Annotated in this window: 23 protein-coding genes and 2 tRNA genes; 18 read left to right on the top strand and 7 right to left on the bottom strand. The window is 38.6% G+C overall.

Going from position 1 to position 25,741, the window contains the following annotated elements; genetic code table 11:
• The first annotated feature begins 1 nt into the window (after position 1).
• Both MMG00_RS07845 and murJ read left to right on the top strand, forming a co-directional pair.
• Positions 2-343 (top strand): integration host factor subunit alpha, encoded by a 342-nt coding sequence (locus MMG00_RS07845; RefSeq protein ID WP_255837827.1) that lies wholly within the window; start codon positions 2-4, stop codon positions 341-343.
• Positions 344-467: 124 nt separating this feature from the next.
• Positions 468-2,018, top strand: a complete 1,551-nt coding sequence (gene murJ, locus MMG00_RS07840; protein WP_242147108.1) for a murein biosynthesis integral membrane protein MurJ — start codon at positions 468-470, stop codon at positions 2,016-2,018.
• Positions 2,019-2,085: 67 nt separating this feature from the next.
• On the opposite strand, the gene rarD is transcribed toward murJ, so the two are convergent.
• Entirely contained in the window at positions 2,086-3,024 is a 939-nt protein-coding gene (gene rarD, locus MMG00_RS07835) for an EamA family transporter RarD (protein ID WP_242147106.1), read from the bottom strand.
• A gap of 266 nt (positions 3,025-3,290) precedes the next feature.
• Between rarD and kdsA the strand changes: the two genes are divergently transcribed.
• Positions 3,291-4,130 (top strand): 3-deoxy-8-phosphooctulonate synthase, encoded by an 840-nt coding sequence (kdsA, locus tag MMG00_RS07830; RefSeq protein ID WP_242153401.1) that lies wholly within the window; start codon positions 3,291-3,293, stop codon positions 4,128-4,130.
• 174 nt (positions 4,131-4,304) lie between these two features.
• Positions 4,305-4,739 carry a hypothetical protein gene (locus MMG00_RS07825; protein ID WP_242147104.1) on the top strand — a complete coding sequence of 145 codons (435 nt, stop codon included), beginning with the start codon at positions 4,305-4,307 and terminating at the stop codon, positions 4,737-4,739.
• Positions 4,740-4,830: 91 nt separating this feature from the next.
• Here the strand turns inward: MMG00_RS07825 and MMG00_RS07820 are convergent, their stop codons facing one another.
• Both MMG00_RS07820 and MMG00_RS07815 read right to left on the bottom strand, forming a co-directional pair.
• On the bottom strand, positions 4,831-5,124 hold the full coding sequence (locus MMG00_RS07820) for a hypothetical protein (RefSeq protein WP_242147102.1): 294 nt from the start codon (positions 5,122-5,124) through the stop codon (positions 4,831-4,833).
• 390 nt (positions 5,125-5,514) lie between these two features.
• Positions 5,515-7,335 (bottom strand): aminopeptidase P family protein, encoded by a 1,821-nt coding sequence (locus MMG00_RS07815; protein ID WP_242147100.1) that lies wholly within the window; start codon positions 7,333-7,335, stop codon positions 5,515-5,517.
• Positions 7,336-7,513: 178 nt separating this feature from the next.
• Here MMG00_RS07815 and MMG00_RS07810 point away from each other — a divergent pair, with 178 nt between their 5' ends.
• From MMG00_RS07810 to MMG00_RS07790, 5 genes are all read left to right on the top strand, one after another.
• Entirely contained in the window at positions 7,514-8,113 is a 600-nt protein-coding gene (locus tag MMG00_RS07810) for a hypothetical protein (RefSeq protein ID WP_242147098.1), read from the top strand.
• Between the two features lie 123 nt (positions 8,114-8,236).
• Complete coding sequence (locus MMG00_RS07805; protein ID WP_242147096.1) at positions 8,237-8,581, top strand: tetratricopeptide repeat protein; 345 nt, start codon at positions 8,237-8,239, stop codon at positions 8,579-8,581.
• Between the two features lie 106 nt (positions 8,582-8,687).
• The gene (gene thrC / locus MMG00_RS07800) at positions 8,688-10,091 is read left to right on the top strand and encodes a threonine synthase (protein WP_242147094.1); all 1,404 of its coding nucleotides are present in this window, start codon (positions 8,688-8,690) and stop codon (positions 10,089-10,091) included.
• A 15-nt stretch (positions 10,092-10,106) separates the two neighbouring features.
• Positions 10,107-11,342 carry a phosphoglycerate dehydrogenase gene (gene serA, locus MMG00_RS07795; RefSeq protein WP_242147092.1) on the top strand — a complete coding sequence of 412 codons (1,236 nt, stop codon included), beginning with the start codon at positions 10,107-10,109 and terminating at the stop codon, positions 11,340-11,342.
• A gap of 720 nt (positions 11,343-12,062) precedes the next feature.
• Positions 12,063-12,662, top strand: a complete 600-nt coding sequence (locus MMG00_RS07790) for a DUF2058 family protein (protein ID WP_242147090.1) — start codon at positions 12,063-12,065, stop codon at positions 12,660-12,662.
• 323 nt (positions 12,663-12,985) lie between these two features.
• Here MMG00_RS07790 and MMG00_RS07785 read toward each other — a convergent pair whose 3' ends face one another.
• From MMG00_RS07785 to MMG00_RS07775, 3 genes are all read right to left on the bottom strand, one after another.
• A complete protein-coding gene (locus tag MMG00_RS07785) occupies positions 12,986-13,135 on the bottom strand; it encodes a DUF3149 domain-containing protein (protein WP_242147089.1) in 150 nt (49 codons plus the stop codon).
• Between the two features lie 787 nt (positions 13,136-13,922).
• Positions 13,923-13,998, bottom strand: a tRNA-Phe gene (locus MMG00_RS07780).
• A gap of 303 nt (positions 13,999-14,301) precedes the next feature.
• Positions 14,302-14,377: transfer RNA gene (locus tag MMG00_RS07775), tRNA-Phe, on the bottom strand.
• Positions 14,378-14,520: 143 nt separating this feature from the next.
• On the opposite strand from MMG00_RS07775, the gene MMG00_RS07770 reads away from it, so the two are divergent.
• Together MMG00_RS07770 and lnt are read left to right on the top strand one after the other, a co-directional pair.
• Positions 14,521-15,714 carry a serine hydrolase gene (locus tag MMG00_RS07770; protein WP_242147087.1) on the top strand — a complete coding sequence of 398 codons (1,194 nt, stop codon included), beginning with the start codon at positions 14,521-14,523 and terminating at the stop codon, positions 15,712-15,714.
• A 6-nt stretch (positions 15,715-15,720) separates the two neighbouring features.
• Positions 15,721-17,277, top strand: coding sequence for an apolipoprotein N-acyltransferase (lnt, locus tag MMG00_RS07765; protein WP_242147085.1), 1,557 nt, complete (start codon positions 15,721-15,723; stop codon positions 17,275-17,277).
• Between the two features lie 294 nt (positions 17,278-17,571).
• On the opposite strand, the gene MMG00_RS07760 is transcribed toward lnt, so the two are convergent.
• Positions 17,572-17,940: a DUF2069 domain-containing protein gene (locus tag MMG00_RS07760; RefSeq protein WP_242147082.1), complete on the bottom strand. Its 369-nt coding sequence runs from the start codon at positions 17,938-17,940 to the stop codon at positions 17,572-17,574.
• Positions 17,941-18,017: 77 nt separating this feature from the next.
• Here MMG00_RS07760 and mutM point away from each other — a divergent pair, with 77 nt between their 5' ends.
• From mutM to MMG00_RS07725, 7 genes are all read left to right on the top strand, one after another.
• A complete protein-coding gene (gene mutM / locus MMG00_RS07755; RefSeq protein WP_242147080.1) occupies positions 18,018-18,827 on the top strand; it encodes a bifunctional DNA-formamidopyrimidine glycosylase/DNA-(apurinic or apyrimidinic site) lyase in 810 nt (269 codons plus the stop codon).
• Positions 18,828-19,061: 234 nt separating this feature from the next.
• Positions 19,062-19,406 carry a ribosome hibernation-promoting factor, HPF/YfiA family gene (hpf, locus tag MMG00_RS07750; RefSeq protein ID WP_242147078.1) on the top strand — a complete coding sequence of 115 codons (345 nt, stop codon included), beginning with the start codon at positions 19,062-19,064 and terminating at the stop codon, positions 19,404-19,406.
• Between the two features lie 212 nt (positions 19,407-19,618).
• The gene (gene murD, locus MMG00_RS07745) at positions 19,619-20,980 is read left to right on the top strand and encodes a UDP-N-acetylmuramoyl-L-alanine--D-glutamate ligase (RefSeq protein ID WP_242147076.1); all 1,362 of its coding nucleotides are present in this window, start codon (positions 19,619-19,621) and stop codon (positions 20,978-20,980) included.
• Positions 20,981-21,069: 89 nt separating this feature from the next.
• Positions 21,070-22,272, top strand: a complete 1,203-nt coding sequence (ftsW, locus tag MMG00_RS07740; RefSeq protein WP_242147074.1) for a putative lipid II flippase FtsW — start codon at positions 21,070-21,072, stop codon at positions 22,270-22,272.
• 1 nt (position 22,273) lies between these two features.
• Positions 22,274-23,341, top strand: coding sequence for an undecaprenyldiphospho-muramoylpentapeptide beta-N-acetylglucosaminyltransferase (gene murG / locus MMG00_RS07735; RefSeq protein WP_242147072.1), 1,068 nt, complete (start codon positions 22,274-22,276; stop codon positions 23,339-23,341).
• Positions 23,338-24,756: a UDP-N-acetylmuramate--L-alanine ligase gene (murC, locus tag MMG00_RS07730; protein WP_242147070.1), complete on the top strand. Its 1,419-nt coding sequence runs from the start codon at positions 23,338-23,340 to the stop codon at positions 24,754-24,756. The genes murG and murC overlap by 4 nt, the downstream gene beginning before the upstream one ends.
• A complete protein-coding gene (locus tag MMG00_RS07725; protein ID WP_242147068.1) occupies positions 24,756-25,697 on the top strand; it encodes a D-alanine--D-alanine ligase in 942 nt (313 codons plus the stop codon). Before murC ends, MMG00_RS07725 begins: the two co-directional genes overlap by 1 nt.
• The last annotated feature ends 44 nt before the right edge of the window (positions 25,698-25,741 follow it).

Raw genomic sequence — 25,741 nt, 5'->3', positions numbered from 1 at the left:
CATTGAAAATAGTCATAAATATGTAAAGGAGTTACACATGTCTACTTTAACGAAAGCTGCAATTACAGAAAATTTGTATCACAGCACTAATATTTCACGCGAAGATACGAAACAGTTCGTTGAAGATTTCTTTGGAGAAATTAGCGATGCATTAGCATCCGGAAGAGCGGTTAAGTTATCTGGTTTTGGAAGTTTTGAATTACGTGATAAATCAGAACGTCCAGGTAGAAACCCAAAAACTGGGGAAGAGATTCCAATTAGTGCACGTCGTGTTGTGACTTTTCGCATTGGTCAGAACTTGCGATTAAGTATGAACGAATTAAGTGAAACAGCAGAGAAATAATTTTGCTAAGCATTTGATTTCAGAAATATATAAAGTTAAAACCCCGCATTTTGCGGGGTTTTTTTATGTTTAAGGGATAACAGAGTATAATCAACAAAGTTGGAAATTGATCTCGAAGGAATCTATGAAGTCATCACTCTTTAGCTCACTCTTTACAGTGAGCGGTTTTACTTTTCTCTCAAGAATTATGGGGTTGCTCCGAGATATTATTTTTGCAAGTATCTTTGGCGCCGGCGCTGCAATGGATGCTTTTAGCGTCGCATTTAGGATTCCTAATCTATTTCGTCGTTTTTTTGGAGAAGGGGCTTTTAACCAAGCTTTTGTCCCTGTTTTTAGTGAATATCGTTTAGAAAAAACCAAAGAGGATCTTAAGCTTTTTTTAGCAGAAGTTAGTGGGACATTAGGCTTAATATTACTATTGATTACGGTGCTTGGAATGCTTTTTTCCTCACAAATGGTAATGCTATTTGCCTCTGGCTTTGCGCATGATGCTACGAAGTTTGCGCTCACCCAAGATCTGCTTCGATTGATGTTGCCATACCTTTTCTTTATCTGTATGACAGCAATGTATAGTAGCGTTCTCAATGCCTTAAACCAATTTGCGATTCCTGCGGCAATTCCTATAGTGTTAAATATCTTTTTAATTGCCGGTGCTTGGATTAGTGGGTATTTTACAGAGCCTATTTTGGCATTAGGATATGCAGTATTTCTAGCGGGTGTGGTGCAATTACTGGTACTGTTTTATACCGTAAAGCGTCAAGGTTTAACTATGTTGCCGAGAATTAATTTCTCATCCCCTGGTGTGAAACGCGTAATGTTTTTGATGGTTCCGGCAATCATTGGTTCTTCTAGTAGTCAGATTAATATCTTGATCAATACCCAATTAGCTTCCCGCTTAGAAACAGGAAGCATTACTTGGCTCTACTACTCAGATCGTTTAGTAGAATTTGCAATTGGGACTTTTGCGGTAGCCCTAGGAACCGTTGTTTTGCCTAAGCTTTCTGAGCTTTATACGAAGGGGGATACAGAGAATCTTAGTAAAACGATAGACTGGGGGATTCAGTTATCGCTGATTTTAGGTATTCCGGCAATGCTTGGATTGATGTTTTTAGCAGAGCCCCTTCTTGCGATTCTCTTTATGCGAGGGGAATTTTATGAGACAGATGTTTTAATGGCTGCGCGTAGTTTAGTCACGTATTCATTGAGCATTCCGGCATTTTTTATTATTCGTATCTTAGCGCCGGTCTACTTTGCACGGCAAAATACCAAAACACCGATGTATTTTAGTTTGGTTGCGATTGCGGTGAATATCTGTTTGCAGTTTATATTGGTTCGTTTTTATCAGCATGCAGGACTTGCACTCTCATCATCAATTGCCGCGTGGGTGAATGCGCTGTTATTAGGCGTAGGATTAGTGATGATGAACATTCACCACTTTAAAGCGTTAATCACAAGACGAATGATTGCGCTGATTCCGGCAAATATTGTACTTGTGTTAATTTTAATTTGGATGCAAAAGTTCGATACTTTCTGGTTTGAAGGCCCATTGGCTCTTAAATTGCCGGCGATGATTGTGGCTATTGTGGCAGCTATTATTCTCTATTTTGGTGTGCTACATATATCAGGTTTTTCATTAGCAAGGTTGAAAGGACCTTTAGTGAGAATGAAAGATTAAAGGTTTTATTTCCGTGAGGTTATCAGTAAAAAATATTGATAAAGAGGTAACTATTGGCATGATCTATTTATAAAGATGAAGATGGCATTTGATTGCGTGCGATTTTTCTTTTTTTACGAATGCGATGGATTTCACTACCGATATAAATTCCAACAGAGGCCCAAACAATCATAAAACCAATTAATCTTTCAAAAGAGAAGCTCTCGCCAAAAATTAGTAGCCCAGAAAGAAACTGTAGAGTCGGAGAGACATATTGTAAAATTCCGACAATTGAAAGGGGGATATACTTCGCACCTTTTGCAAAAAGAAGTAGTGGAATTGTCGTTGCAGCGCCAGAAAGTAATAAGACAACAAGTGCAAGAGGCGGCAACTCGCTAAATACTAAGTTCCCTTGATGATGCATGATTGAGAGATAGATAATCGTAAAGGGAAACATAAAGAGTGTTTCTAAAAATAAACCAGGAAGCGGTGGCAGCGATGCAACTTTTTTAATTGCGCCATATAAGCCAAAAGAGATTGCTAAAAAAATGGCGATGTAAGGGATTCTTCCCCCTAAAAATGCAAGCCACAAAATACCACAAGTTGCGATAATAATGGCAATCACTTGCGCTTTTGTGAGCTTTTCTTTGAAGATTAGCATGCCAAGAAAGATGCTAATTAGTGGGTTGATATAGTAGCCAAGGCTTGCTTCTAATACTTGATGGCTACCAATAGCATAAAGATAGATGGACCAGTTCATAAAGAGAAAAGCAGATGAACCAATAAAGGTAATAATGATCCGGCGATTTGTGAGCGCATCTTTTAGTAGTGTTCGATCATCTTTTCGAAAGCACAGGACAATGGCAATAAAAAGGAGTGCCCAGCCAATTCTCTGTGCCATGAGCTGTAGAGGGTCCATTCCTGCTAAAGGATACCAATAAATTGGGAAAAAACCCCAGATGATATAGCAAGAGAGTGTAAGAAAAACCCCTTTTTTGTAGTTATCTGCGGTATTAAAAGTCTGCATGGTAGGCACGCTTATAAGAGTAGAGAAGAAGAGATGAACGATTATGAGATCTAGATCATTTTACAGTAATTTAAGAATCTCGGCATAATCTTAATCGTCCGTAAATAAAGAAGATCATAAATCTTCAAGAGAAAAAGAGTCTCTAGCAATACAAGCGGGATTTATTTAGGTAAAATGGCGGCAATAGTTTATGCGTATTATCGATTGCATGATAGAAATATTAGTTATCAATGCGTCGTTTCTCTGATAATAGAAGGATCAAAATGATGATGAAAGTTCAGAATATTGTGGTTGACAATCAAAAGCCATTTGTACTTTTTGGGGGGATTAATGTCTTAGAAGATTTAGAGAGTACTTTAGTGGCTTGTGCTGAATATGTGAAAGTCACGAATGAACTGAATATTCCACTTGTTTTTAAAGGATCTTTTGATAAGGCAAATCGTTCATCCATCCATTCTTACCGAGGCGTTGGTATGGAAGAGGGATTGAGAATTTTTGAAGCAGTAAAAAAAGAGTTTGGCGTTCCTGTCATTACAGATGTGCATGAGCCTTCTCAAGCAGCACCTGTGGCTGAAGTGGTAGATGTTCTTCAATTGCCGGCATTTTTAGCAAGACAAACGGACCTTGTCGTGGCGATGGCAAAAACAGGCAAAACCATTAACGTAAAAAAACCACAATTTTTAAGCCCCTCACAAATGATGAATATTGTGGAAAAGTTTAAGGAAGCAGGAAATGATCAAGTCATGCTTTGTGAACGTGGAAGCTGCTTTGGTTATGATAACTTAGTGGTAGATATGCTCGGGTTTGGCGTGATGAAAAAAGAGTGTGATAATGCCCCGATTATTTTTGATGTCACTCACTCCTTACAACAACGTAATGCATCGGATAAAGCCTCCGGTGGTCGCCGTGAACAAGTGTTAGAGTTAGCGCTTGCAGGGATGTCGACAGGGCTTGCAGGGCTATTTTTAGAGTCACATGTAAATCCCGATAAGGCTAGATGTGATGGCCCAAGCGCTTTACCACTTGATCTATTAAAACCATTTTTAACACGCGTTAAAGCGGTTGATGACTTAGTGAAATCATTTGAGCATTTAGTAATTCGTTAAGATATTTAAAAGTCTTGATTTAAAACCGTATCTTATTGTTAATGAATAATGAAGTTTATTGATTTAAGCGATGGTATTACGTTATTAAGTAGATATAATCAACGAACAAGTTAATTTGAAGGTGTGTGATTAACGAATGACACACCTTTTTTATATCTGCAAGGAAATTTATTTATGGATCAAACAAAAGTTTATAAAGTGCCGGCAAAAGTGAAAGTAAGCATGGCGGTGATTATGTTGGTTGTTACTTTCTTAATTATTTTTATCTTTGCCTTAATCGGCTCTAGAGTCCCTCTTATAGTTCCTGTGGCATTTGGGGTATTTTTCTTTTTAGCTTCGATTACAACTGTGACTTTAACGGCAACAGAGGTTGTTGTGAAATCAATGATTGGTAGAAAAAAGCGTTATGCTTATGCTGATGGAGAGTTTGAAACGAGAGAGCTTAGCGGTATGGCAGCTTTCGTGGCAACCGGTAAAGGCACTGCAAAGATGATTTTCTTTCAGAAAAAAGGCGCGAAAAGATTAGTTTTAGCGGTTAATGGTTATTTTCCTAAAGAAGATGTGGACCAGATGTTTGCTGAAATTGAAGCGAGAAAAGCGAAGCTATAGATTGTTGATCAATTATTGCTAGTAGCTTTAAAGTAAAAAGCCGGCTCATTTATCAATAAGCCGGCTTTTTAGCGAATATGTTACGAGAGATTTATTCAATCGTCCCAGCACCAGTTGCTAAGCCAAGCATAGCCCAGAGTGTTGGTGAAAATGCGAATCCCGCGATAGTTAAGATGAGCGAAAGGCAACTAAGACCAATTGCTAATCCATATTTGGTCTTAATGCTTAAAACAAATCCTGCGATTGTGCAAACTAACGCAATTGGGAAAAAGACTATACCTACTGTAATAACAGCTAGTACACCAGAAATACAACCAATGATTGCAGGAATTAAGCCACTTTTTTTAGTAAGAGAAACGCTAGTTGTTGTTGTCGTTGTTGTCATAGTTAATTACTATCCTTAATAAATATTAATTGATATATTTTCTTTTATCGGTGAGCAATATACCTGTTTAAATCTTTATTTCAAGTTAAAGGTTTTATTTTATTAAATATAATAATATTTTATTATTTTTAACTTTTTTAGGATATTTATAAATAAAGCAAGAATAGCTCTATGATTTTATATAGTGAGAATTTTTGATATTCAAGTTATTGATATTTTGAGTATTGTTTATGTTTGGGGCATTTTGTTATTTTTAAAGATACTCATTCTATGAGAGGAAAGACTGATTTTTTGTGATTTTATAAATAAACCCTTACAAAGCTCTTCTATTTCCAGAGCTTCATAAGGGCTTTTACCATTTTTAGTATATTTTTGAGAGGTTATTTTTTACTAAGGTTTAATTGCCTCTGTACGCGCTTTTAACCATGTGAGTACTTTATCATCGGTGATTTTTGGCGAAAGTTCACGATAAACACGCTCATGATACTGATTGATCCATGAGATCTCTTTGGCCTCTAAAAGAGTAAGATCCATAAGGCGCGTATCAATAGGGAAGAGGGTTAACGTTTCAAAATACATGTATTGCCCAAAGTCTTGCTCTTTTTGAGTTTTAACGGGCATAGATGCTACTAAGTTTTCGATACGAATTCCCCATTGTCCTTCACGATAAAGACCTGGTTCGATGGAGGTAATCATCCCTTTTTTTACTTTTGTTTGATCGGATACGGGGGCTCTAAATGAGAGCACTTGAGGGCCTTCATGAACATTCATAAAGTAGCCAACACCATGACCTGTGCCATGGCCATAATCTAAATGATTCTCCCAAAGTGGGCGACGAGCGATGGCATCTAAGAGTGGCATTGGAATATCAGCAGGAAAAATAGTTTCACTCATGACAATAAGAGATTTTAAAACAAGGGTAAAATCTCTTTTTTGTGCATCTGTTGGGCTACCAATAGGAATCACACGCGTAATGTCGGTGGTGCCATTTTGGTATTGTGCACCTGAATCAATAAGTAGTAATCCATCGCCTTTAATTTCAGAATGTGCATCTTCAGTAGCGCGGTAGTGCGGCAAAGCACCATTTGGGTTGTAGCCGGCAATCGTATCAAAGCTTAAATCAATAAAGTTTGCTCTAGCTGAACGCTCTTTTTGAAGCATATCCGCAACATCTAGTTCTGTTAGCTTCTCACCTTTAGCAAGTTTCGCTTCAAATTCTGTATAAAAGTGTGCCATTGCTACGCCATCTTCGCGCATGGCTTCTTGGATATTTTGTAGATCCGCATCACTTTTTTGTGCTTTTAAAAGCGTACTGGGATTGGGCATATAGAGAATATCGCACTCTTCATCAATCGCTTCTAAGGCTGCATAAGTATTGCGTTTCTCATCAAGCATGATCACTTTATTAGTGGGAATATTTTCTAACTCATCATAAAAAGCATCATACGGGAAAACAGTCACTTTATTATCGGTAAGGTATTTCTTCACTTCCTGATTGAGTTTTGTCTCATCAATAAAGAGCGTGACTGAAGACTTAGTAATCATCAAGTATGCTAAAAAGACAGGGTTGTAAGTGACATCTTTGCCGCGAAGGTTTGTGATCCATGCAATATCATCTAATGTTGAAACAATATGGACATCGGCTTCTACATCCTCCATTGTTTGGCGAATTTTCGCAATTTTGCTTGCGATTGTTTCAGAGACAAACTGCGGATCATGCAGGTAGAGGGCTTCGGTAGGAAGCGGCGCACGATCTTTCATCACTTTATCAAAAGGATCACATTCCGTGGTAAGCGTAATGCCGTGATCATCGAGGTTTTCATAGAGCTCTACAAAATTCTCAATGGCAATTGTATCACCAAGCACTGCGACATTACTTTTTTCTGGGAGGGTTGTTTGTAAAAACTCTGAATAAGAGGGCGTTTGGCCATCGCCCATTTTCATGAGCTTGACATTGCTTCCTTTGAGCTCAGCTTCTGCTTGAACCCAATAGCGGCTATCGGCCCAGAGATAAGCTTTATCTGTTAAAACAACTAAAGTCCCAGCTGATCCTGTAAAGCCAGAGAACCACTCTCTAAGTTTCCAATATTCAGGAAGGTATTCTGAAAGGTGGGAGTCAGCGCTTAAAATTAACCATGCTTGTAAGCGGTCTTTTGCCATGGTTTTTTGTAAAGCAGCGATACGAGAATTGATAATGGATGATTGTGACATAGTGTTGTCCTCTATCTTTATAAAATTACACAATGTTCAGTGTATCATTTTTCTGTTTCAAGGCATGTAGTGGATTTTAATCTCGCGGGAAACTTCTTTATTTTTAAGAGTTTGGTATTACCTTCCTTATTTTGTAGAATTAAGGCACTCTTTAACTTTTGGGCTCACGATTTTATTTATGAAGATTACTCGTTTTAAACGCCTTGTAGTGCTATTAGTTGCTCTGTTAGTGACGCTATTGGCATTGATATTGATCTGGTATTTTAATTTTCAAAGAGTCCCTCCTGTCCCTAAGGAGATTGGTTATGATTCCTATGACGGCATTTATCATTGTGAAAGTCATAATATGGCGGCAGGAGGTTCTAGGATTTTAGATAAAGATCGAAGTCGTTATCTTTTAACAGAAGCTCAAATGGATGCTCCTGTGACCATCATTATTAAAAATAGACGGATGAACTTTATCAATGCCGGAGATCGTGGCGTGAAAGGCGGTCTTGCAATTCCGAGAATAAGAGATGCAAATAGAGAATTTTTAAGAAATGGCTCAGGGAGTACAATTAAGTTAAAAAAGGGTGATCTTCTTTACTATTCAGACCGTATTGTGCAGTCATTTTCGCCATCAACTTATGAGTTTAGGTTGATAATTTTACTCGATCAATACTTTGCGTCTTACAGTTTTAGTAACTGTGATAAAGAGGGAGGAAATGAGCCCTATCTGCAAGTGAGCGCGGATGAAAAAAAGCCTAAAACATTGGTAGATAAAGCGCATGATTTTTAACGGAGAGAAATCCCCGGGAAAAGAGAGTATGAGCTTTCTCAAAAAGTTTCTCTAAGAGGTGAAAATGATCCTGAAAAATTCTCACTGGCTTTGAAATCTGCTGAATTAGAGTATATACCCGCTATGATTGAAGTGGGATTAATGTACCAAATGGGAATGGGGACTCAAAAAGATTATCAGTTAGCATTTAATTGGTTTAAAAAAGCGGTGGATCACGGTGAGATTGAGGGAAATTACTATCTTGCTGGGATGTATGAGTTTGGATGGGGTGTTGATGAAAATTGGGAAAAAGCAGAGAGTTTATATATCAAATCGGGAGTTAAAGGCTTTTATCAAATAGCCCAGTATTTTGATGCGCAGAATCGGGATGATCTTGCTTATCATTGGTACCGAGAAAGCTGTCTCTTAAAAAATTTAGATGCTTGCGGGAAGATGGAGGAAGGTGAGGAATCGGGACGTTTTCAATAAATCACAAGAAATTTTTAAACATCGACAATTTCAGGAGAAAAAGTTATAAGGTTCAGGTATGATTAATAGCTCGGATTCATAACTTTTTTCGTAGGCTTGATAGATAATGAAATATGTAAGTACTCGTGGGGGCGATACGCCCAAGTCATTTTGTGAAGTTGTGTTAGAAGGTCTTTGCCGTGATGGTGGACTGTCAATGCCGGAGTCAATTCCGCAAATTTCTAAAGAAACCTTAACAAAGTGGCGAAACCTCACTTCTTATAGTGAGCTTGCACTTGAAGTTGCATCGCTCTACGCAACAGATATTCCTCGTGAAGATCTGCAAAAACTCGTAGAAAATGCATATAACACCCAAAACTTTGGTGTAGAGTCTATTATTTCAGAGCGTTCTATTGGTGAAAATATCAAAGTATTGGGGCTTTCAGAAGGCCCAACCTTTGCCTTTAAAGATATGGCGATGCAATTTTTGGGGCAGCTTTTTCCTTACGTCTTAGAGAAGATGGATCGTACGCTCAATATAGTAGGGGCAACCTCAGGTGATACAGGATCAAGTGCGATTCATGCGATGAAAGGAAAGCCGCGTATCAATGTAGTGATGCTAAGTCCTCACAATCGTATGAGCGCTTTTCAAACGGCGCAAATGTATTCTGTGCAAGATAAAAACATCTACAATATCGCGGTTGAAGGGGTGTTTGATGATTGCCAAGATTTAGTCAAAGCCCTCAATAATGATATTGCTTTTAAAGAGAAATTTAATTTAGGAGCAGTCAACTCCATTAACTTCGCAAGAATCTTAGCGCAGATTATCTACTACTTTAAAGGTTACTTCATGACCGCCACGTCAAATGACGAAGTCATTGATGTGGTGATTCCTTCTGGGAATTTTGGAAATATCTTTGCCGGGATTATGGCGCGTCAAATGGGATTACCGATTCGTAAGTTAATTTTGGCAACAAATGAAAACAATGTTTTAGATGAGTTCTTTAAAACAGGTGTCTATAAACCACGTGCTTCAAAAGATGTTCATTTGACCTCAAGTCCTTCAATGGATATCGCTAAAGCAAGTAACTTTGAGCGTTTTATCTATCTTATTGCTGGTAGTGAGGCAACAAAAGCGCTTTGGGAGCAAATTGATACGCAAGGTTACTTTGATTTAACAAAAGGTGAATTATGGGCGGATCGCGCTGAGTGGAATATTGAGTCCGGTGAAAGCTCACATCAAAATAGAATCGAGACGATTCAACGTATTTATAAAGAGTCGAATGAGTTGATAGATCCTCATACGGCAGATGGTGTATTTGTGGGAAGCCACTATTTAGACGGAACAACACAGGTCTGTTTAGAGACTGCAAAGCCCATTAAATTTTACGAGACAATTAAGCAAGCGGTGAATGACGCGCCGTTTGATCTAGCTGAGGTAGAGAAAATTGAGGCTCTTCCTCAGAAAAAAGAGGTGATGGCCAATGATGCTGCACTTTTACGTCAATTTATCGAATCCGCTTTAAATTAAGGAATACGAAATACCATGAAAAAAACATCATTTCCAAAAGATGAGATGAAAGTTGTTCTCTTAGAAGGCATCCATCAAGATGCGATTGATTACTTCAAACGTGCGGGCTATAACAATCTTGAAATTCATTCGACAGCGCTTGAAGGCGATGCATTGATTGAAGCACTTCAAGATGCGCATATCGTTGGGATCCGCTCGCGTACACAACTTACAGAAGAAGTGTTAAGCAAAGCGCCACGTTTGATGTCGATCGGGTGTTTTTGTATTGGCACAAACCAAGTAAATTTAGAAGCAGCAAAACATCGTGCAATTCCGGTATTTAACGCACCATATTCTAATACGCGTTCAGTAGCAGAGCTTGTCATTGCCGAGATGATCATGCTCAAGCGTGGTATCGCCTATAAGAACTATGTTTGCCATACTGGCGGCTGGGTAAAATCAGCAGCAGGATCTTATGAGGTACGTGGTAAAACTTTAGGGATTGTAGGATATGGTCATATCGGAACTCAAGTTGGGATTATGGCAGAAAGCATGGGAATGAATGTCATTTTCTATGATATTGAATCAAAACTTGTGCTCGGTAATGCTCATCAGGTTGAGACGCTCGATGATCTTTTAGCACAAGCAGATATCGTGACACTTCATGTACCAGAAGATGATAGTACGAAGAATATGATGAATCGTTCACGTATTGAGAAGATGAAGCAGGGTTCAGTGCTCATTAATGCTGCACGTGGAACAATTGTAGATCTCGATGCGCTTGCTGATAATATCAAAAATGAGCACCTTTTAGGGGCTGCGATTGATGTATTTCCTGTGGAGCCAAAATCGAATAAAGAAGAGTTTCAATCTCCGCTTCGTGAGCTTCAAAATGTGATTTTAACACCACATATTGGTGGATCAACATTAGAAGCGCAGCAAAATATTGGGATTGAAGTTGCATCTAAACTTGTGCTGTATTCAGATAATGGTTCAACAGTATCGGCTGTTAACTTCCCTGAAGTGACGCTTCCAAAACAACCAGGAAGTCACCGCGTATTGCATATTCATGAAAATACGCCGGGAATTTTACGTGCGGTGAATGAGCTTGTGACTAATCTTGACCTTAATATTAATGCGCAATATCTCCAAACATCAGGGGATATTGGTTATGTTGTCTTAGATGTGTCAGGACAAGAAGAGAACGCGATTAAATTACAAAATGGAATGAAGGATATCAAAGGCACATTGAAATGCCGTATTCTTTATTAATTTTGGAACGTAATATTTAATGATTAAAAGCGACTGATAAATTTTCAATAGCTTAAGATCTTAACAAGCGCTTAGGGGATCTGCCTTAAGCGCTTTTTTATAGTCAATAGTATTATATGAAATAGATTCAAAACAGGCTGATTTAAATGCCGGCACATCGGCTATTAGTAATAAGAAATATAGTCGATTCGGTTTAAGAAAAACTCCCTTAAAAGTAAAATAGGACAGTGTATGAATCAAATCAGCTTGCACGATGCCGGATAGAACGATTCTTGCGCTTCTTATAGCCGATGCGCGGCAATTGAGTTTAGGAGCTTTTAAACTATTTTTACTATAAAAGTAAAATAGTACAGTGTGAATTAAAATCAGCTTGCACGATGCCGGATAGAGCGATTCTTGCGCTTCTTATAACCGATGCGCCGGCAATTGAGCTTAGGAACTTTTAAACTATTTTTACTATAAAAGTAAAACAGTGCAGTGTGTGAATCAACATCAGCTTACATGATGCCGGGCAGAACGATTCTTATGTTTCGTAACCGATGTAACGTAATCTGGTTCAGTAGATTTTAAACCAAAGGTATTATATATCTAATCAATAAAGCGTAAAGAGAGTGCTTTTGTGGGGAATCCCAATATCAAAGGTGCATTTTTTACAGATTGATTTAAAATAACAGCATTAATCTACCTCTATAACCCTTAAAAAGAGAAAGAGAGAAAACGATGTCATTAAGAGACCAGTTATTAAAGGCAGGCTTAGTTTCTAAAGAGAAGGCTAAAGCTGTGCAAAAAGAGAGTGCAAAACGTCAACATCAAGCGCACAGAGATAAGAGTTTAAAAGCAGAGATTAATGCTGAAAAGGCGCAAAAACAAGCAGAACTTAAGGCGTTTGATGAGGCTAAAAAAGCGATGGATCGTGAGAAAAATCAAGAGATTCAAGCGCAGCAAGAGAAGAACCGGGCAAGAAGTGAGATGCGCGACCTTATTGATCGTGAGAGAGTAAATAAAGAGAAAGGCGAGGCGCGTTTTAACTTTAGCCATGATGGGAAAAAAATTCGTTCCGTATTTGTAACAGATAAGCAACATCAAGAGCTAGGCGATGGAAAGTTAATGATTTGCCGTAATGATCGGGATGGTTTTGATTACCCTGTATTGCCGGTCTCTTTTAAAGAGCGAATTCATCATTTAGAAGAGTTGTTGGGGGAGAAGATTTTTTACTTCCTCTCCTCAGCAATGACAGAAGGGGATGCTGAAGATGAGTGGGCTGCTTGGGATGCCTATGAAGCATCTTTGAAGGAAGATCCTAAGAATAATCGATCATAAACGACTATTTCAATTAACGCTTGAATGAAGATGGTAGGACGTTGATTGATAATGATAAGATCGTCAAAAAGCAAAAGCGCCTCAAAGAAGCGCTTTTTTATATCCTAACGAGATTGTGTGTTCCAATTTTTGTCTGCTGTTCTTGGAAATTAAATCATTAAAAGAGAGGAGAGAGATTCTCTAATAATTTTTTTATCCAATATAATCAGTTTCTAGATTAATTTTTAGATTATATCTAGTTAACATTTTTATTTTTGTCGATTCTAGAAATAAATGCCGGTAGAGATTATTAATAAATCCCAACAGAGTTAACTTTAGGCAACTTATTTGCTAGCTTTTTCTGCTTGAGCTCTCTCTTCTTTACTCTTTTTCATGAAAAACCATGTTAACCAGCCGAGCATGATAATCATAAAAACGACGCCGAAAGCAACAATTCCAACAAAATATGGGTCTGCGCCAATTAATTTCATCATAGAATCTTTTCCTTTATAAAAATAGTAGAGCTATGAAAGTCTAAAATATTATTCTATGGATTTACTATCCCATAAAAAAGGCAAATAATCCACGAGGTTGGATTAAGTATTAGTTTTGTTTGATGCGCATCAAGTTTTAATAATCTCGTATTTTACGTTTATTTTGAGCTTATTTAAGCGTTAATTTTTATAAAGTATTAGATCTGATAAAAATAGATGTTTCAGGGGGCAAAGTAACGTGTATAAGCCCTTTATTAAGATTTTAAATTTAAAACTAAAAGGGATTTGATCTGCTTTTTTGAGTGAATTTTTTATTAAGAGAATCTTTTAAATATAGGCAGTGATTTTGCAGTAAGGGATTTAATATCACTAATTTGGTTTAAGCCGTATTATTTTAAAGATAAAGCTGAAGGGCGTGAATCAAGCTAGCTTAGATGATGTTAGGAAGGGTCATTATTGTACTTTTCATGCAGATGCGCCTGTAACTAATTTTATAGTGATTTTAAAATAAAATCAGAGGCCCAAATTTATTAGTTAGTCATCCTTCTAAAATGGGTTGATGAGCAGCTGGGTCGAATGCTTGCATCTTTTTTGAAATTACGTATCAGCAGTTTTAAGCCTTTTTCGGTTTGTATCGGAATTTATTACGTAATAGCTATACTATAAGATTCTTAAAAGGATACTCAGTAAAGCGGTGTTTAAAAAGAGTGGAGAAGGGATCTTTTTTTAAAGGTAATAAAAAAGGCAATAAAAAACCCAGTAACAATGATTACTGGGTTTTATCAAATGGTGGCTCGAGGCAGAATCGAACTGCCGACACGCGGATTTTCAATCCGCTGCTCTACCAACTGAGCTATCAAGCCGTGCTGAGAAAGGTATTAAACACTTTTTAGATTTATTCGTCAAGCCAATTTCGAAAAATAGTGAGCTTTGGTAACAATCTATGCAAATAATGCTTGTTTTGGCTCATTTCCTGCTCTGTTTTGCCTTTTAACATTGAAGCGGTTTCCTCTCATTTAAAGAGCGCGCTATTTTTTGAAGAGGAGAAAAGCCCTTATAGATGTGATCATGAATAAAATTATTCTTTTAATGAAGATAAATTAGTAGGCAATAAATAGCAGGCAAGAAAAAACCCAGTAATCTTTATTACTGGGTTTTAATCAAAGTGGTGGCTCGAGGCAGAATCGAACTGCCGACACGCGGATTTTCAATCCGCTGCTCTACCGACTGAGCTATCAAGCCATGTCTTGATGAGGTGTATTAAACACTGTTATCGAGCTTTCGTCAAGAATGATTGCTGGTGTATTATTGATCAATTGTAGCTAGGTATTGATATAGCAAGCTAAACTAATCATCTTGAGATTTAAAAGAGAGAGAATGAAACGGTGGTTAAGTGGACTTTAGTACAAGAATTGATCAGTAACTCCTTAGTACAGGGATTTCCTGGCGGCCAATTATTAGTCGAAAAATCTGGTGAAGTTCTTTTTGATCATAGTTTTGGCTCTACTGTGCTGACAAAATGTTCAAAAGAGGACGGGGTATTAAAGGTTGATCGAGGGGAGGCGATTACATCTGATACGTTATTTGATATTGCTTCTTTGACCAAAATTTTTGCAGTAACTTATCTATTTCAGGTTTATGCGGCAAAAATGCCGGCAATTGTTGAGAAGCGTGTAGGGGAGCTATTGCAAGAAACTACGCAATTTAAAGGAATGGTCATTCCTGAGGAGGTTGCCAATATCCCTATTAAAGCGCTTCTTTCTCATCATGCAGGGTTTGAGCCTAATCCTCTATTTTATGATCCTGCTTACTCTAAAGAGCTCTATTGCCAAAGCCGAGAGCAGTTTGCGCGGTATCTTGTGAAAGCACCCTTAATTCACTCACCACAAACTATTGGGCTCTATTCAGATGTTGATTTTATGTTATTAACATTCATTTTAGAGGCTATCGGAGGGAAATCGCTTGAGCAATTACTGCAAGAGATTTTTTGGGCTCCTCTTGGTTTAACAAAAATCATGTATCAGCCATTGGAGAAAGGTATCCCTTTATCGCAAATAGCAGCAACAGAAAGGCAAGGAAATACCCGTGATGGTCTTTATCATTATCCCAATATTAGATCCAAGATGATTCATGGTGAAGTACAGGATGAAAAAGCATTTTACTGCTTAGAGGGAATTTCTGGGCATGCAGGGTTGTTTAGTAATGCTCAAACGTTATTATCACTATTTCGTTTGATGTATCAGCCTAACTTGTTCTTTAATCAACAGGTTTTGGATCAATTTTTAACGCCTCATTATTTAGATCAAACTTTTGGGCTAGGGTGGCGTTTAAATGGTGAAGATATGCGTTATATGTTTGGGGATTATGCTAGTCGTTATGCTTTTGGGCATACTGGTTGGACAGGGTGCTTAATCACGCATGACCCACTTTATGAGCTAACGATTATCTATTTAACGAATCGTAAAAATACGCCAGTAGTCAATCCTTTGGAAAATCCGCGCCTATTTTATGGGGATCAATTGCCAGCGGGGAAATATCTCAATATCATTCATGCTATCTATCAAGATTTAGGAATTTAATAACTTATGTTGCAATCTCGGATTTTTCCTATGGTTTTTGCGCTTATTTTGGGCGTACTAATGCCCTTTAGCTTTGCACCCTTTGGTTTGGCGATATTGGCGCCTTTTGCTTTGCTTGGACTGCTTTTTTTAATTCAGGGGCGATCTCCTAAGTTTTCAGGTTTATTAGGTTTGTTGTTTGGATTTGGCATGTTTGCGTGGGGAATTTGGTGGATTAGAATTAGCCTTATTGAGTTTGGCGGTGCGCCGATAATCTTAGGGATATTACTGACCTTTCTATTAGCGTTCTATTTAGCGCTCTACTATGGAATATTGTGTTACGTCGTTACAAAAGTGCGATGGTCTTTAGCTTTTAAGGTTGGAATATTATTTCCACTATTAGCGGTATTGCTTGAATGGCTTCGAGCGGAGCTTTTTACAGGATTCCCATGGTTAGCTTTAGGTTACACTTTAACGGATCTACCGGTTTCAACTTTCTTATTTCCATCGATGGGCGCGCTGATGGCGAGTTTTTGGGTCTATTGGCTATCGGGGATTTTGTTTTTGATGATCAATGCGCTGATGAAGAGGAGAAAAGAAGGCTTTTTAGTGTTTATAGGGCAGTTAATTCCCGCTTTTTTTTCAATGATGTTAATGGGCATTACGCTGTTGATCTCTGTGAACTTCATATCTCAAAAAATTGAAAAAATAGATGAGCAGCTTAAGGTGGCATTACTACAAGGAAATATTGCGCAAGAACTTAAATTTAATGAAGCGCAGTACTATGAAATTTTGGCAACTTATCTGAGGTTAACAGACGAAGTTGCAGAAAGTAGTGATCTTATTATTTGGCCTGAAACAGCGATCCCTTCGCTATATGAGATGGAGAGCAACTTAGGGGAGCATCTGCGTAAGCTTTCTCGTGATCAACAAACAAAAGTCATGACCGGCATTTTCACAGGAGGCGGAAAAACAGTTAGAAATTCAATAGTGACTTACAGTGATGAGATGCGAATGTATGATCAGCGTTATGATAAAACTCATCTAGTTCCTTTTGGTGAGTATATTCCTTTTCGCTCTATTTTAAGCCTTTTTAGCGGCATGATAGAGATTCCTTACTCTGATTTAACGCAAGGGAAATTAGAGCAAGCACCCTTTAAAATTCAAAAAGAGGATGGAGCGGCGCTCTTTGCAGCAGCCTCGATCTGTTATGAAGCTGTTTTTGGTAATGAGCTTCGCTATCAGGCTAAAACGGCTAACTTTTTAGTTAATGTAAGTAACGATGCTTGGTTTGGTGATTCAATAGGGCCTTGGCAGCATTTTCAAATATCTCGTGCTAGAGCGATTGAGTTACAGCGAGAGATGGTTAGAGCCACCAATAATGGGATTACGGCTTTGATTAGTAAAGAGGGACGCTCGATGGCAATTTTGCCCCAATTTAAGGAGGGGGTTTTATCGGTAGATGTCACCTCTTATCAAGGTGTCACAGCTTATGCGAAGTTAGGCGATCTTTTTTGGGCTGTTTTAGCATTTATAGGATTGGTTCTAGGGTTTTTCTGGCATCGTTATCAATATAAAAAATGATTTGAAAGACTTAGAGCTATTAAATACTTACTGTTATAGCCGATGTGGTTTAAGAAACACTGTTTTAAAAGTAAAATAGTGCAACCTGAATCAAATGAGTTTGCAGAATGCTTGATAGAACGATTTTTGCGCTTCTCATAACCGATGCACCGGCAATCTAATTCAGTCTCTTTTAAATCGATTTTACTCTAGTATAAAAAAGCCCTTGCACTGATGGTGAAAGGGCTTTTGAGGTAAAGGGGGAGAAAATATATGAATGAAAAAGAAGTTCATTGATTAAACGCTGATCTTCTTTTATTTTTCTGTTTTTTCTTCTCTAAAAGGCAGTGGGCTATAACGAGCATAAAGAATGCAACTTAAGAAGAGTAAGATGGTTAAAAGGAAATAGACACTTCCAATAGCAGGATGACCTGATGCCCAAATATCTGTTGCTGCGACTAAATAAAAGAGAGATAGGAAGCTTGTCCAAGCGTGCGTAAATCGTCTTGCACGAAGTAAACCTCTTGCAGGAAATACAAGCGGCATTAAAAGACCAATAATGAGGAAAATTCTGGGCTGTTCTGGATAAATTTTATTTGCCACGATACAGAAAATCGTGAAGAAAAAGAGGGCAAAATAAGCCCCGAGCGCACTAATTCTTGAAATAGAAACAATCGGTCGCATATTAGAGTAAGATCCTTAAGCATAAAGTGGATTTTGGAAAGTAGTATGTTATCACGAAAGTGAGGAGTTGGAAGTGTATGCCAGAGTTGCCAGAAGTTGAAACCGTAAGAGCTGGGATAGCGCCCCATATTATCGGAAAAAAAGTGAAAGGAATTGAGGTGCGCAATGATCGGCTGCGTTACCCTATTCCTAAAGAGATAGAGAAGCTCTATGGTCAGGTGATTGAGCGTATTGAGCGGCGAGCAAAATATCTATTACTCTATACTGCGCAGTATAAAGTCCTTATTCATCTTGGAATGTCGGGGGCGATTCGTGTTTTAGAGGATGATTTTGAACTTAAAAAGCATGATCACTTTATTTTACAAATAGAAGGGGACAAGGTCTTAATTTATAACGACCCAAGGCGTTTTGGTTTTATCTTAATCTATGGAGTAGATGAATTGATCCCCTTTTTAGAGAAACTGGCGCCAGAGCCCTTAAGTGATGAGTTTAATGCAGAGTATCTTTATCCTAAGTTAAGAACTCGAACTCGACCTATTAAATCCCTCTTAATGGATCAAGAGTTTGTTGTCGGGGCTGGTAACATTTATGCCAATGAATCTCTTTTTATGGCAGGAATTCATCCAGAGCGCCCTGCAAATAACCTTAATCCAGAAGAAGTTGCAAGATTGGTAGAAGAGGTGAAAAAAGTCCTTCAGCGAGCGATTATTCAAGGAGGAACAACCTTAAAAGACTTCACCACGCCAGATGGGAGCCCTGGGTATTTTGCGCAAGAATTAATGGTGTATGGGCAAAAAGATCAGCCTTGTGTTATCTGTCAAACACCAATTGAAAGAATTGTATTAGCTAATCGGGCAACCTATTTTTGTTCACAATGTCAAAAGTAGGTCAAAAAGGTGGGGATTTATAGGATCTCTTTTAAAAAAAGACTATCTCTTTTTAGGGAAAGATGTTAGGGTGAATTTAATGAAAAAATAAATTGTAAAGCGTCAAAAGCCACTGTTACCAATATCAAAAAGAGAGTTTGATGGCAGGTTTTAGACGGAATTTTACAATTTAATGATCATTTTTTTGCAGTCTTTTTTTATATAAAAAATTCATAATTCGTGAAGGAGACTTGTATGAATGTTAATTTAACTGGACATGGTTTGGAATTAACGGATGGGCTTCGTAATAGAGTAGAGGAGAAATTCTCTCGTTTAGATCGTTATAGTGATCAAATTACCGCAGCTCATGTTGTTCTCACAATTAAAGATAAGCGGCAAATTGCAGAAATTACGCTGAAGATTGCCAAGAGTAAAGATTTACATGCAGAATCAACGACGGAAGATATGTATCTTTCCATTGATGATCTTGCCGGAAAAATCGAGCGTCAATTGGTGAAACAGCGTGAGAAAGGATTAACCGCAGAGCGCAAACAAGGACAAGAAATTCGTCACGAAGAAGAGAAAGAAGCGACTTTATAAAACGTAATATGATATTGGATAATTGTTTTATGAGTGATTATTCATCAATATTAAGCAGTTGATTGAAGATAAAGTACTTTTTTTGATAAGGATATTATATTGAAGCCCCGTTTTTTAACGGGGTTTTGCTTTTTTCAAACGTAAATAAAGCGTATGATAGAGCGTTATAAAAGTTATTTTGATTTATACTCCGAACTCTCAAAGGATCAATCATGTTTGCAGTGGGCTCAAAGCATTTAGTTGTTGGATTTGGAATTACAGGGCTTTCCGTTGTTAAGGCGTTAAATAGGTTAGGTGTTGAACATGTTTTTGCCATCGATTCGAGAGAAAATCCTCCTAATGAGGCGGAGATTTCCCCTTTTTGTGAGAAGCTTCATACGGGCTCTTTTGAGTCTACTTTATTAGATGAATGTGATTATCTTTGGGTCAGTCCCGGAATTGCTATTGCAACCCCAGAGCTTGCAAAGACGATTGCAAGATTACCTGCAGAAAATGTTGGCGGAGATATTGAACTTTTTGCAAGAGTTGTCAGAGAGAATCTTATCGCTATTACCGGCACAAATGGTAAAAGTACGGTGACAACGTTAGTAGGCTCAATTTTTGAAGCCGCTGGCTATGATCTTTATATGGGGGGGAATTTAGGTACTCCGGCATTAGATCTGTGGCTTCAATATTGTGATCGAGAAAATCATGATAAAACACCGCTATTTTTGTTGGAATTATCTAGTTTTCAGTTAGAAACAACGGCTTCTTTAAAGGCTGATATCGGGGTGATCTTAAATTTATCGCCCGATCATCTTGATCGTTATCGGGATTATCAACATTATATTGACTCTAAATTTAGATTATTAGCTCAGTCTCAGACGATTATTATCCCAAGTGATGAGCCAGAGATCGATAAAGCGCTTTTAAAATCAGATTTTCAAGGTTTCTCTAAAACAGTGAGGTTTTCATTAACTAAAGATGATCAATCACAATATTGGGCGAATTTAGCCGATAAAACGATTGAAAGTACGGAAAAGGAAGCAATTTATTATGGGGGAACCAAGTTAGGGGGAACGCATAATATTTTGAATATTGTCTCAGCTGTTGCTATTGCGGAAACTTTTGGTGTAACAGCTCCTGCAATTAAAGCGGGTATTGAAAGTTACAAGCCTTTAGCGCATCGTTCAGTCTTTGTAAGGGAGATTGATGGGGTTGCGTATTTTAACGATTCTAAAGCAACTAATCTCTCATCCACAAAAGCGGCTATTTTAGGATTTTCAGAACGTAAATGGCTTATTTTAGGGGGCGTCACTAAGGGGCAGGATTTTGCCTCACTACAAACTTTACTCTTAAATAATGTTGCAGGCGTTGCCTTGATTGGGCTCGATTACTCGACGATTTTACCGCATATTCCCAATAGCATTCCTGTGTATGAAAGTCAGACGCTTGAGATGGCATTAAGTACTCTAAAAGAACAGGCAGAGGTTGGGGATATCATTCTATTTTCACCTGCCTGTGCGAGCTTTGATCAGTTTAAGGGGTTTGAACATCGGGGAGATGTTTTTGAGTCACTTGTAAAGGCACTTTAAAAACTGCATATGGGCTTATTTAAGACATTCCGATAAGCTGCAAGGGTGTGGTACAATTTTCAACGTATTGACAAAATTTTAGGTGCATTTTGAAAAATTCATTTTTAGCGACAAAAGTCAAAGCTGATCCTTGGCTATTAGTTACCTCTGCGCTCTTTCTATTGATTGGGCTTTTGATGGTGACAACAGCATCAGGATATGTTGCCGAGTATTACGGTCTCTCGCCTTTTCACTATGGATTAAGGCAGATATTTTATGTGGCTATCGGGGGATTTTTAGCTTGGATTGCGTACTCTATCAATCTTGAAGGTTGGTATAAATTGACGCCGGCATTAATGTTGATAACTATTTTGTGCCTTGTATTGGTTCTCATTCCCGGAATTGGACGAGAAGTAAATGGTGCGCTTCGTTGGATTCCGGTTCTCTTTTTTAACTTTCAGCCCGCAGAGCTTGCGAAGTTTTCAGCATTAGTTTACGTCGCATCCTATCTACATCGTCATAAAGAATCGATCGGTAAACGAATTTCTGCACTCATTATTCCTTTAGTTGTAATGGGTGTTTTAGGGATTTTACTACTTTTAGAGCCAGACTTTGGTTCAACGGCGATTATATTTGTGGTGGGGTTGGGATTGCTCTTTATTGCCGGCGTCTGTCTTTGGCGTTTTGCGATTGTTTTGGTACCAACGATTTTAGCAATGGTATTAGTTTTATATACCTCCCCTTATCGTAGGGCGCGTTTATCAGGATTTTTAAATCCTTGGGATGATGCTTATAACCAAGGATATCAGCTTGTAAATTCATTGATTGCAATTGGTAGAGGCAAGCTTTCAGGTGTCGGGATTGGGGAAAGTATGTCGAAGCTTGGCTATCTGCCTGAGGCGCACACAGACTTTATCTTTGCTATTTTTGCTGAGGAATTTGGCTTTTTTGGGGTAATTTTACTGCTTTTTCTCTATATGGCATTTCTTTACCGTACATTTACCTTAGGAGCTGAAGCTGAGAGATTAAAACTCTACTTTGCGGCGTATGTCTCTTATGGAATGGGGCTATGGTTTGGGACGCAGGCATTAATTCATATGGGCGTTGCCTCTGGGATCTTACCAACAAAAGGTTTAACCTTACCCTTAATGAGTTATGGTGGATCGAGTATGATTACGATGATGATCGGACTTGGGATCTTATTTAAGGTTAATAAAGTTGTAAAGATCACAGGTTATCAAGACTATCAAGAGCAGCAGATGAAAAGAGCTGAGAATGAGCTTGCTCGTTCAAATATTAAAGGAACGGCATAAAATGGAGCAAAAAAAGAGTATTGTCATTATGGCAGGAGGCACGGGAGGTCATATATTTCCAGGCCTTGCTGTGGGGAAGGCGTTAGAGAAAAAGGGCTATTCGATCTATTGGTTAGGGGCAAATGGCTTAGAGCTTGATCTTGTTCCTAAATATAATTTTCCGCTCTATTCACTTTCCATTAAAGGGTTAAGAGGAAATGGCCTTAAGGGGTGGCTCTCTTTACCGTTTAAATTAAGTAGTGCTGTACGAGATGCGCGGCAATTTCTTAAAAAAGTGAAACCAGAATGTGTGATAGGATTTGGTGGTTTTGCAGCAGCGCCTGGCGGTGTTGCAGCTAAGATGCTCGGTATTCCTGTGATTATTCACGAACAAAATGCCGTGCCGGGGCTTGTAAACAAAGTTCTATCAAGATTAAGTAAGAAAAATTTAGCCGCCTTTAATGCATTATTGCCTAATGCTGAAGTTGTTGGAAATCCAATACGAGAAGATCTCTTAAATATTCCTCCCTTCCAAGAACGCTATCGAGCGCGAGGAGATTCTCCGATAAGGATTTTAGTGGTGGGAGGATCTCAAGGCGCGCGGATTTTAAATCAGCTGATGCAAAGTTTTGCCGCAACACAGATGGTTACAGAATTTGAGGTTTGGCATCAAACAGGGAAGGCATTTTATGAAGCGCATAAGGATGATGCGTGTTTTTCGCATGAAAACTATCGCTTAATGCCCTTTATTGATGATATGGTAAGTGCTTATGCTTGGGCTGATTTAGTTATTTGTAGGGCTGGGGCATTAACGGTATCGGAAATCTTAGCAGTCAATGTTGCAAGTTGTTTTATCCCGTTTGCAAAAGCCGTTGATGATCATCAAACAAAAAATGCAAAGGCACTTAAAGATATTGGTGCTGCTTATCTCTATGGTGAAGAGGAAATTTCTCTTTCCGTTTTAGAGGCATTACTACGTGATTTTACACGAGAAAAAGCCATTTCAATGGCAGAAAAAACAGAAATTTTAGCAAAACCTGAAGCAACGCAATTAATTGTTTCAGCAGTAGAAAAGGTCATACAATCATGAATCAAAAAAGTTATATCTGTCCATCGGACATGCGCCGTATTGAACGAATCCATTTTGTAGGAATTGGCGGCTCAGGAATGTGTGGTATTGCTGAAGTATTACTCAATTTAGGTTATGAAGTGACAGGTTCAGATATTGCTGAATCCTCGGTGGTAGATCATCTTATTGATCTTGGGGCTTTGGTTTGGATTGGACATGCCAAAGAGCATGTATTAGGCGCTGATGTGGTGGTAACTTCTACTGCGGTAAAAGAAGATAATCCAGAGGTGGTTAGTGCAAAAGAGGAACGTATTCCGATTATTCAGCGTGCCCAAATGCTTGGAGAGCTCATGCGTTTTCGCTACGGGATTGCTGTTGCGGGAACTCACGGTAAGACGACGACGACAAGTCTTTTAGCCTCAATTTTAGATGAAGCAGGTTTAGATCCTACCTATGTGATTGGTGGGCGTTTAAATAGCTCTAATGTCAATGCAAAGCTAGGGCTTGGGCAATATTTAGTGGCAGAAGCCGATGAATCAGATGCTTCCTTTTTAAATCTTCACCCAATGTCGGCAATTATCACTAATATCGACCAAGATCATATGAGTACTTATGGTGGAGATATTGAGAACCTTCGCCAAACTTTCGTGGATTTCTTGCATCTATTGCCATTTTACGGTTTAGCGGTGCTCTGTATTGATAATAAGGAAGTTGAAAATTTAATCCCAAGAATTCATCGTCCAATTTTAACGTATGGGGAGCATCCTGATGCAGATTATCAGTTATTAAACTATGAATCTCGGGGGATGGAGACCTATTTCGAAGTGAAGATGCCTCATGGTGTGAGTGAGTTTATGGTGGCGCTTCCGGGGAAATATAGTGTATTAAATAGCTTGGCTGCCATTGCAATTGCAAGTGATTTAGGGGTTCCACATCCTGCAATTCGCCGTGCACTTCGCCGTTTTAAGGGGATTGGTCGCCGTTTTCAATTACACCCTTCTGTATCGCTTAAATCGGGCGGAGAAGTGGTGGTTATGGAAGATTATGGGCATCATCCTACGGAAATTAGCGCGGTTTATGAAGCATTAACGGCAGCATATCCTGATAAGCGTATTGTGGTTGCTTTTCAGCCGCATCGAAACTCAAGAACAGCAGAGCTTTATACGGAGTTTGTCGATGTTTTATCAAAAATTGATACCGTTTTAATCACAGAGATCTATTCTGTGAGAGAACCTGCGGTTGAAGGGGTTAGTGGTCAAGGATTAGCAAAAGATGTGGCGGAAAAAGGTGGTAAAACAGCCCTTTTTGTCGGCGAGATTGAAGAGATCCGTGAACATTATGCCTCTATTGCGAAAGATGGGGATTTAATTGTCATGATGGGCGCTGGTAATATCGGCTCTATTGCGGCAAATTTCTATAAAGAGGGAGCGTTATAATGAGAGTTGCAAAAAATCAAGATCCTAAGGTATTTGGTAAAGTTGCGGTTGTTTATGGTGGCAACTCTATGGAAAGAGAGGTCTCTCTTTGGTCCGGGGAGGCTGTATTAAAGGCACTTCAGGCTAAAGGAATTGATGCTCATGGCATTGATGCTAAAGATGACGGTCTTTTAAGAACCCTTGAGGCTGAGAAATTTGATCGGGTGTTTATTATTGTTCATGGTCGTGGTGGAGAAGATGGGGTGCTTCAAGGGGCATTAGAGCATCTTAATATTCCCTATACAGGAAGTGGTGTTTTAGCTTCTAGTTTAGCAATGGATAAGATCCGAACAAAGCAACTATGGAAAGCGGTAGGATTGCCGGTACTTGAATCTTATATTATTGAAGATGCAGATGCCGCAAAGGCTTTACAATCACAATTGACCTATCCTGTTGCGGTGAAGCCTTCTGAGGAAGGGTCAAGCATCGGTGTGAGCCGCGTAGATCATGCTGAGGATTTAGTCAAAGCATGGGAAGCTGCTGGTGGATATAATTCTCCTGTTTTTGCAGAAAATTGGATTATTGGGAATGGTGAATATACCTGTGCGATTTTAAATGGGGAAGCATTACCAATTATTCGTATGGAGACAGATCTTGCTTTTTATGATTATGAGGCAAAGTATCTTCGTGATGATACGCGTTATTTTTGCCCATCAGGATTAAGTGATGCTGATGAGGCTCGTTTTAGAGAGCTTTGTGAGGCTGCGTTTAAATCAATTGGCGCAAAAGGTTGGGCGCGTGTTGATTTTGTGGTAGATCGCGATAATAATCCGTGGTTACTAGAGATCAATATGGTGCCGGGAATGACAAACCATTCATTAGTGCCGATGGCGGCAAAAACAGAAGGACTCTCTTTTGAAGATCTTTGTTGGCTGATCTTGGAAGATTCGCTAGATGCTTAAAGGTTTTATATAATCATCTACTTTACTGTAATATAGGTTTAGGT

This window comes from Ignatzschineria rhizosphaerae (assembly GCF_022655595.1).
GTDB classification, from domain to species: domain Bacteria; phylum Pseudomonadota; class Gammaproteobacteria; order Cardiobacteriales; family Wohlfahrtiimonadaceae; genus Ignatzschineria; species Ignatzschineria rhizosphaerae.
This window is presented reverse-complemented; position numbering and strand designations above follow the sequence as displayed.

Bases quoted from the DNA above. Each gene is read 5' to 3' on its own strand.
- murJ (WP_242147108.1), top strand. From the start codon at position 468: ATGAAGTCATCACTCTTTAGCTCACTCTTTACAGTGAGCGGTTTTACT.
- rarD (WP_242147106.1), bottom strand. From the start codon at position 3,024: ATGCAGACTTTTAATACCGCAGATAACTACAAAAAAGGGGTTTTTCTT.
- kdsA (WP_242153401.1), top strand. From the start codon at position 3,291: ATGATGAAAGTTCAGAATATTGTGGTTGACAATCAAAAGCCATTTGTA.
- MMG00_RS07825 (WP_242147104.1), top strand. From the start codon at position 4,305: ATGGATCAAACAAAAGTTTATAAAGTGCCGGCAAAAGTGAAAGTAAGC.
- MMG00_RS07820 (WP_242147102.1), bottom strand. From the start codon at position 5,124: ATGACAACAACGACAACAACAACTAGCGTTTCTCTTACTAAAAAAAGT.
- MMG00_RS07815 (WP_242147100.1), bottom strand. From the start codon at position 7,335: ATGTCACAATCATCCATTATCAATTCTCGTATCGCTGCTTTACAAAAA.
- MMG00_RS07810 (WP_242147098.1), top strand. From the start codon at position 7,514: ATGAAGATTACTCGTTTTAAACGCCTTGTAGTGCTATTAGTTGCTCTG.
- MMG00_RS07805 (WP_242147096.1), top strand. From the start codon at position 8,237: ATGATTGAAGTGGGATTAATGTACCAAATGGGAATGGGGACTCAAAAA.
- thrC (WP_242147094.1), top strand. From the start codon at position 8,688: ATGAAATATGTAAGTACTCGTGGGGGCGATACGCCCAAGTCATTTTGT.
- serA (WP_242147092.1), top strand. From the start codon at position 10,107: ATGAAAAAAACATCATTTCCAAAAGATGAGATGAAAGTTGTTCTCTTA.
- MMG00_RS07790 (WP_242147090.1), top strand. From the start codon at position 12,063: ATGTCATTAAGAGACCAGTTATTAAAGGCAGGCTTAGTTTCTAAAGAG.
- MMG00_RS07785 (WP_242147089.1), bottom strand. From the start codon at position 13,135: ATGATGAAATTAATTGGCGCAGACCCATATTTTGTTGGAATTGTTGCT.
- lnt (WP_242147085.1), top strand. From the start codon at position 15,721: ATGTTGCAATCTCGGATTTTTCCTATGGTTTTTGCGCTTATTTTGGGC.
- MMG00_RS07760 (WP_242147082.1), bottom strand. From the start codon at position 17,940: ATGCGACCGATTGTTTCTATTTCAAGAATTAGTGCGCTCGGGGCTTAT.
- mutM (WP_242147080.1), top strand. From the start codon at position 18,018: ATGCCAGAGTTGCCAGAAGTTGAAACCGTAAGAGCTGGGATAGCGCCC.
- hpf (WP_242147078.1), top strand. From the start codon at position 19,062: ATGAATGTTAATTTAACTGGACATGGTTTGGAATTAACGGATGGGCTT.
- murD (WP_242147076.1), top strand. From the start codon at position 19,619: ATGTTTGCAGTGGGCTCAAAGCATTTAGTTGTTGGATTTGGAATTACA.
- murG (WP_242147072.1), top strand. From the start codon at position 22,274: ATGGAGCAAAAAAAGAGTATTGTCATTATGGCAGGAGGCACGGGAGGT.
- murC (WP_242147070.1), top strand. From the start codon at position 23,338: ATGAATCAAAAAAGTTATATCTGTCCATCGGACATGCGCCGTATTGAA.
- MMG00_RS07725 (WP_242147068.1), top strand. From the start codon at position 24,756: ATGAGAGTTGCAAAAAATCAAGATCCTAAGGTATTTGGTAAAGTTGCG.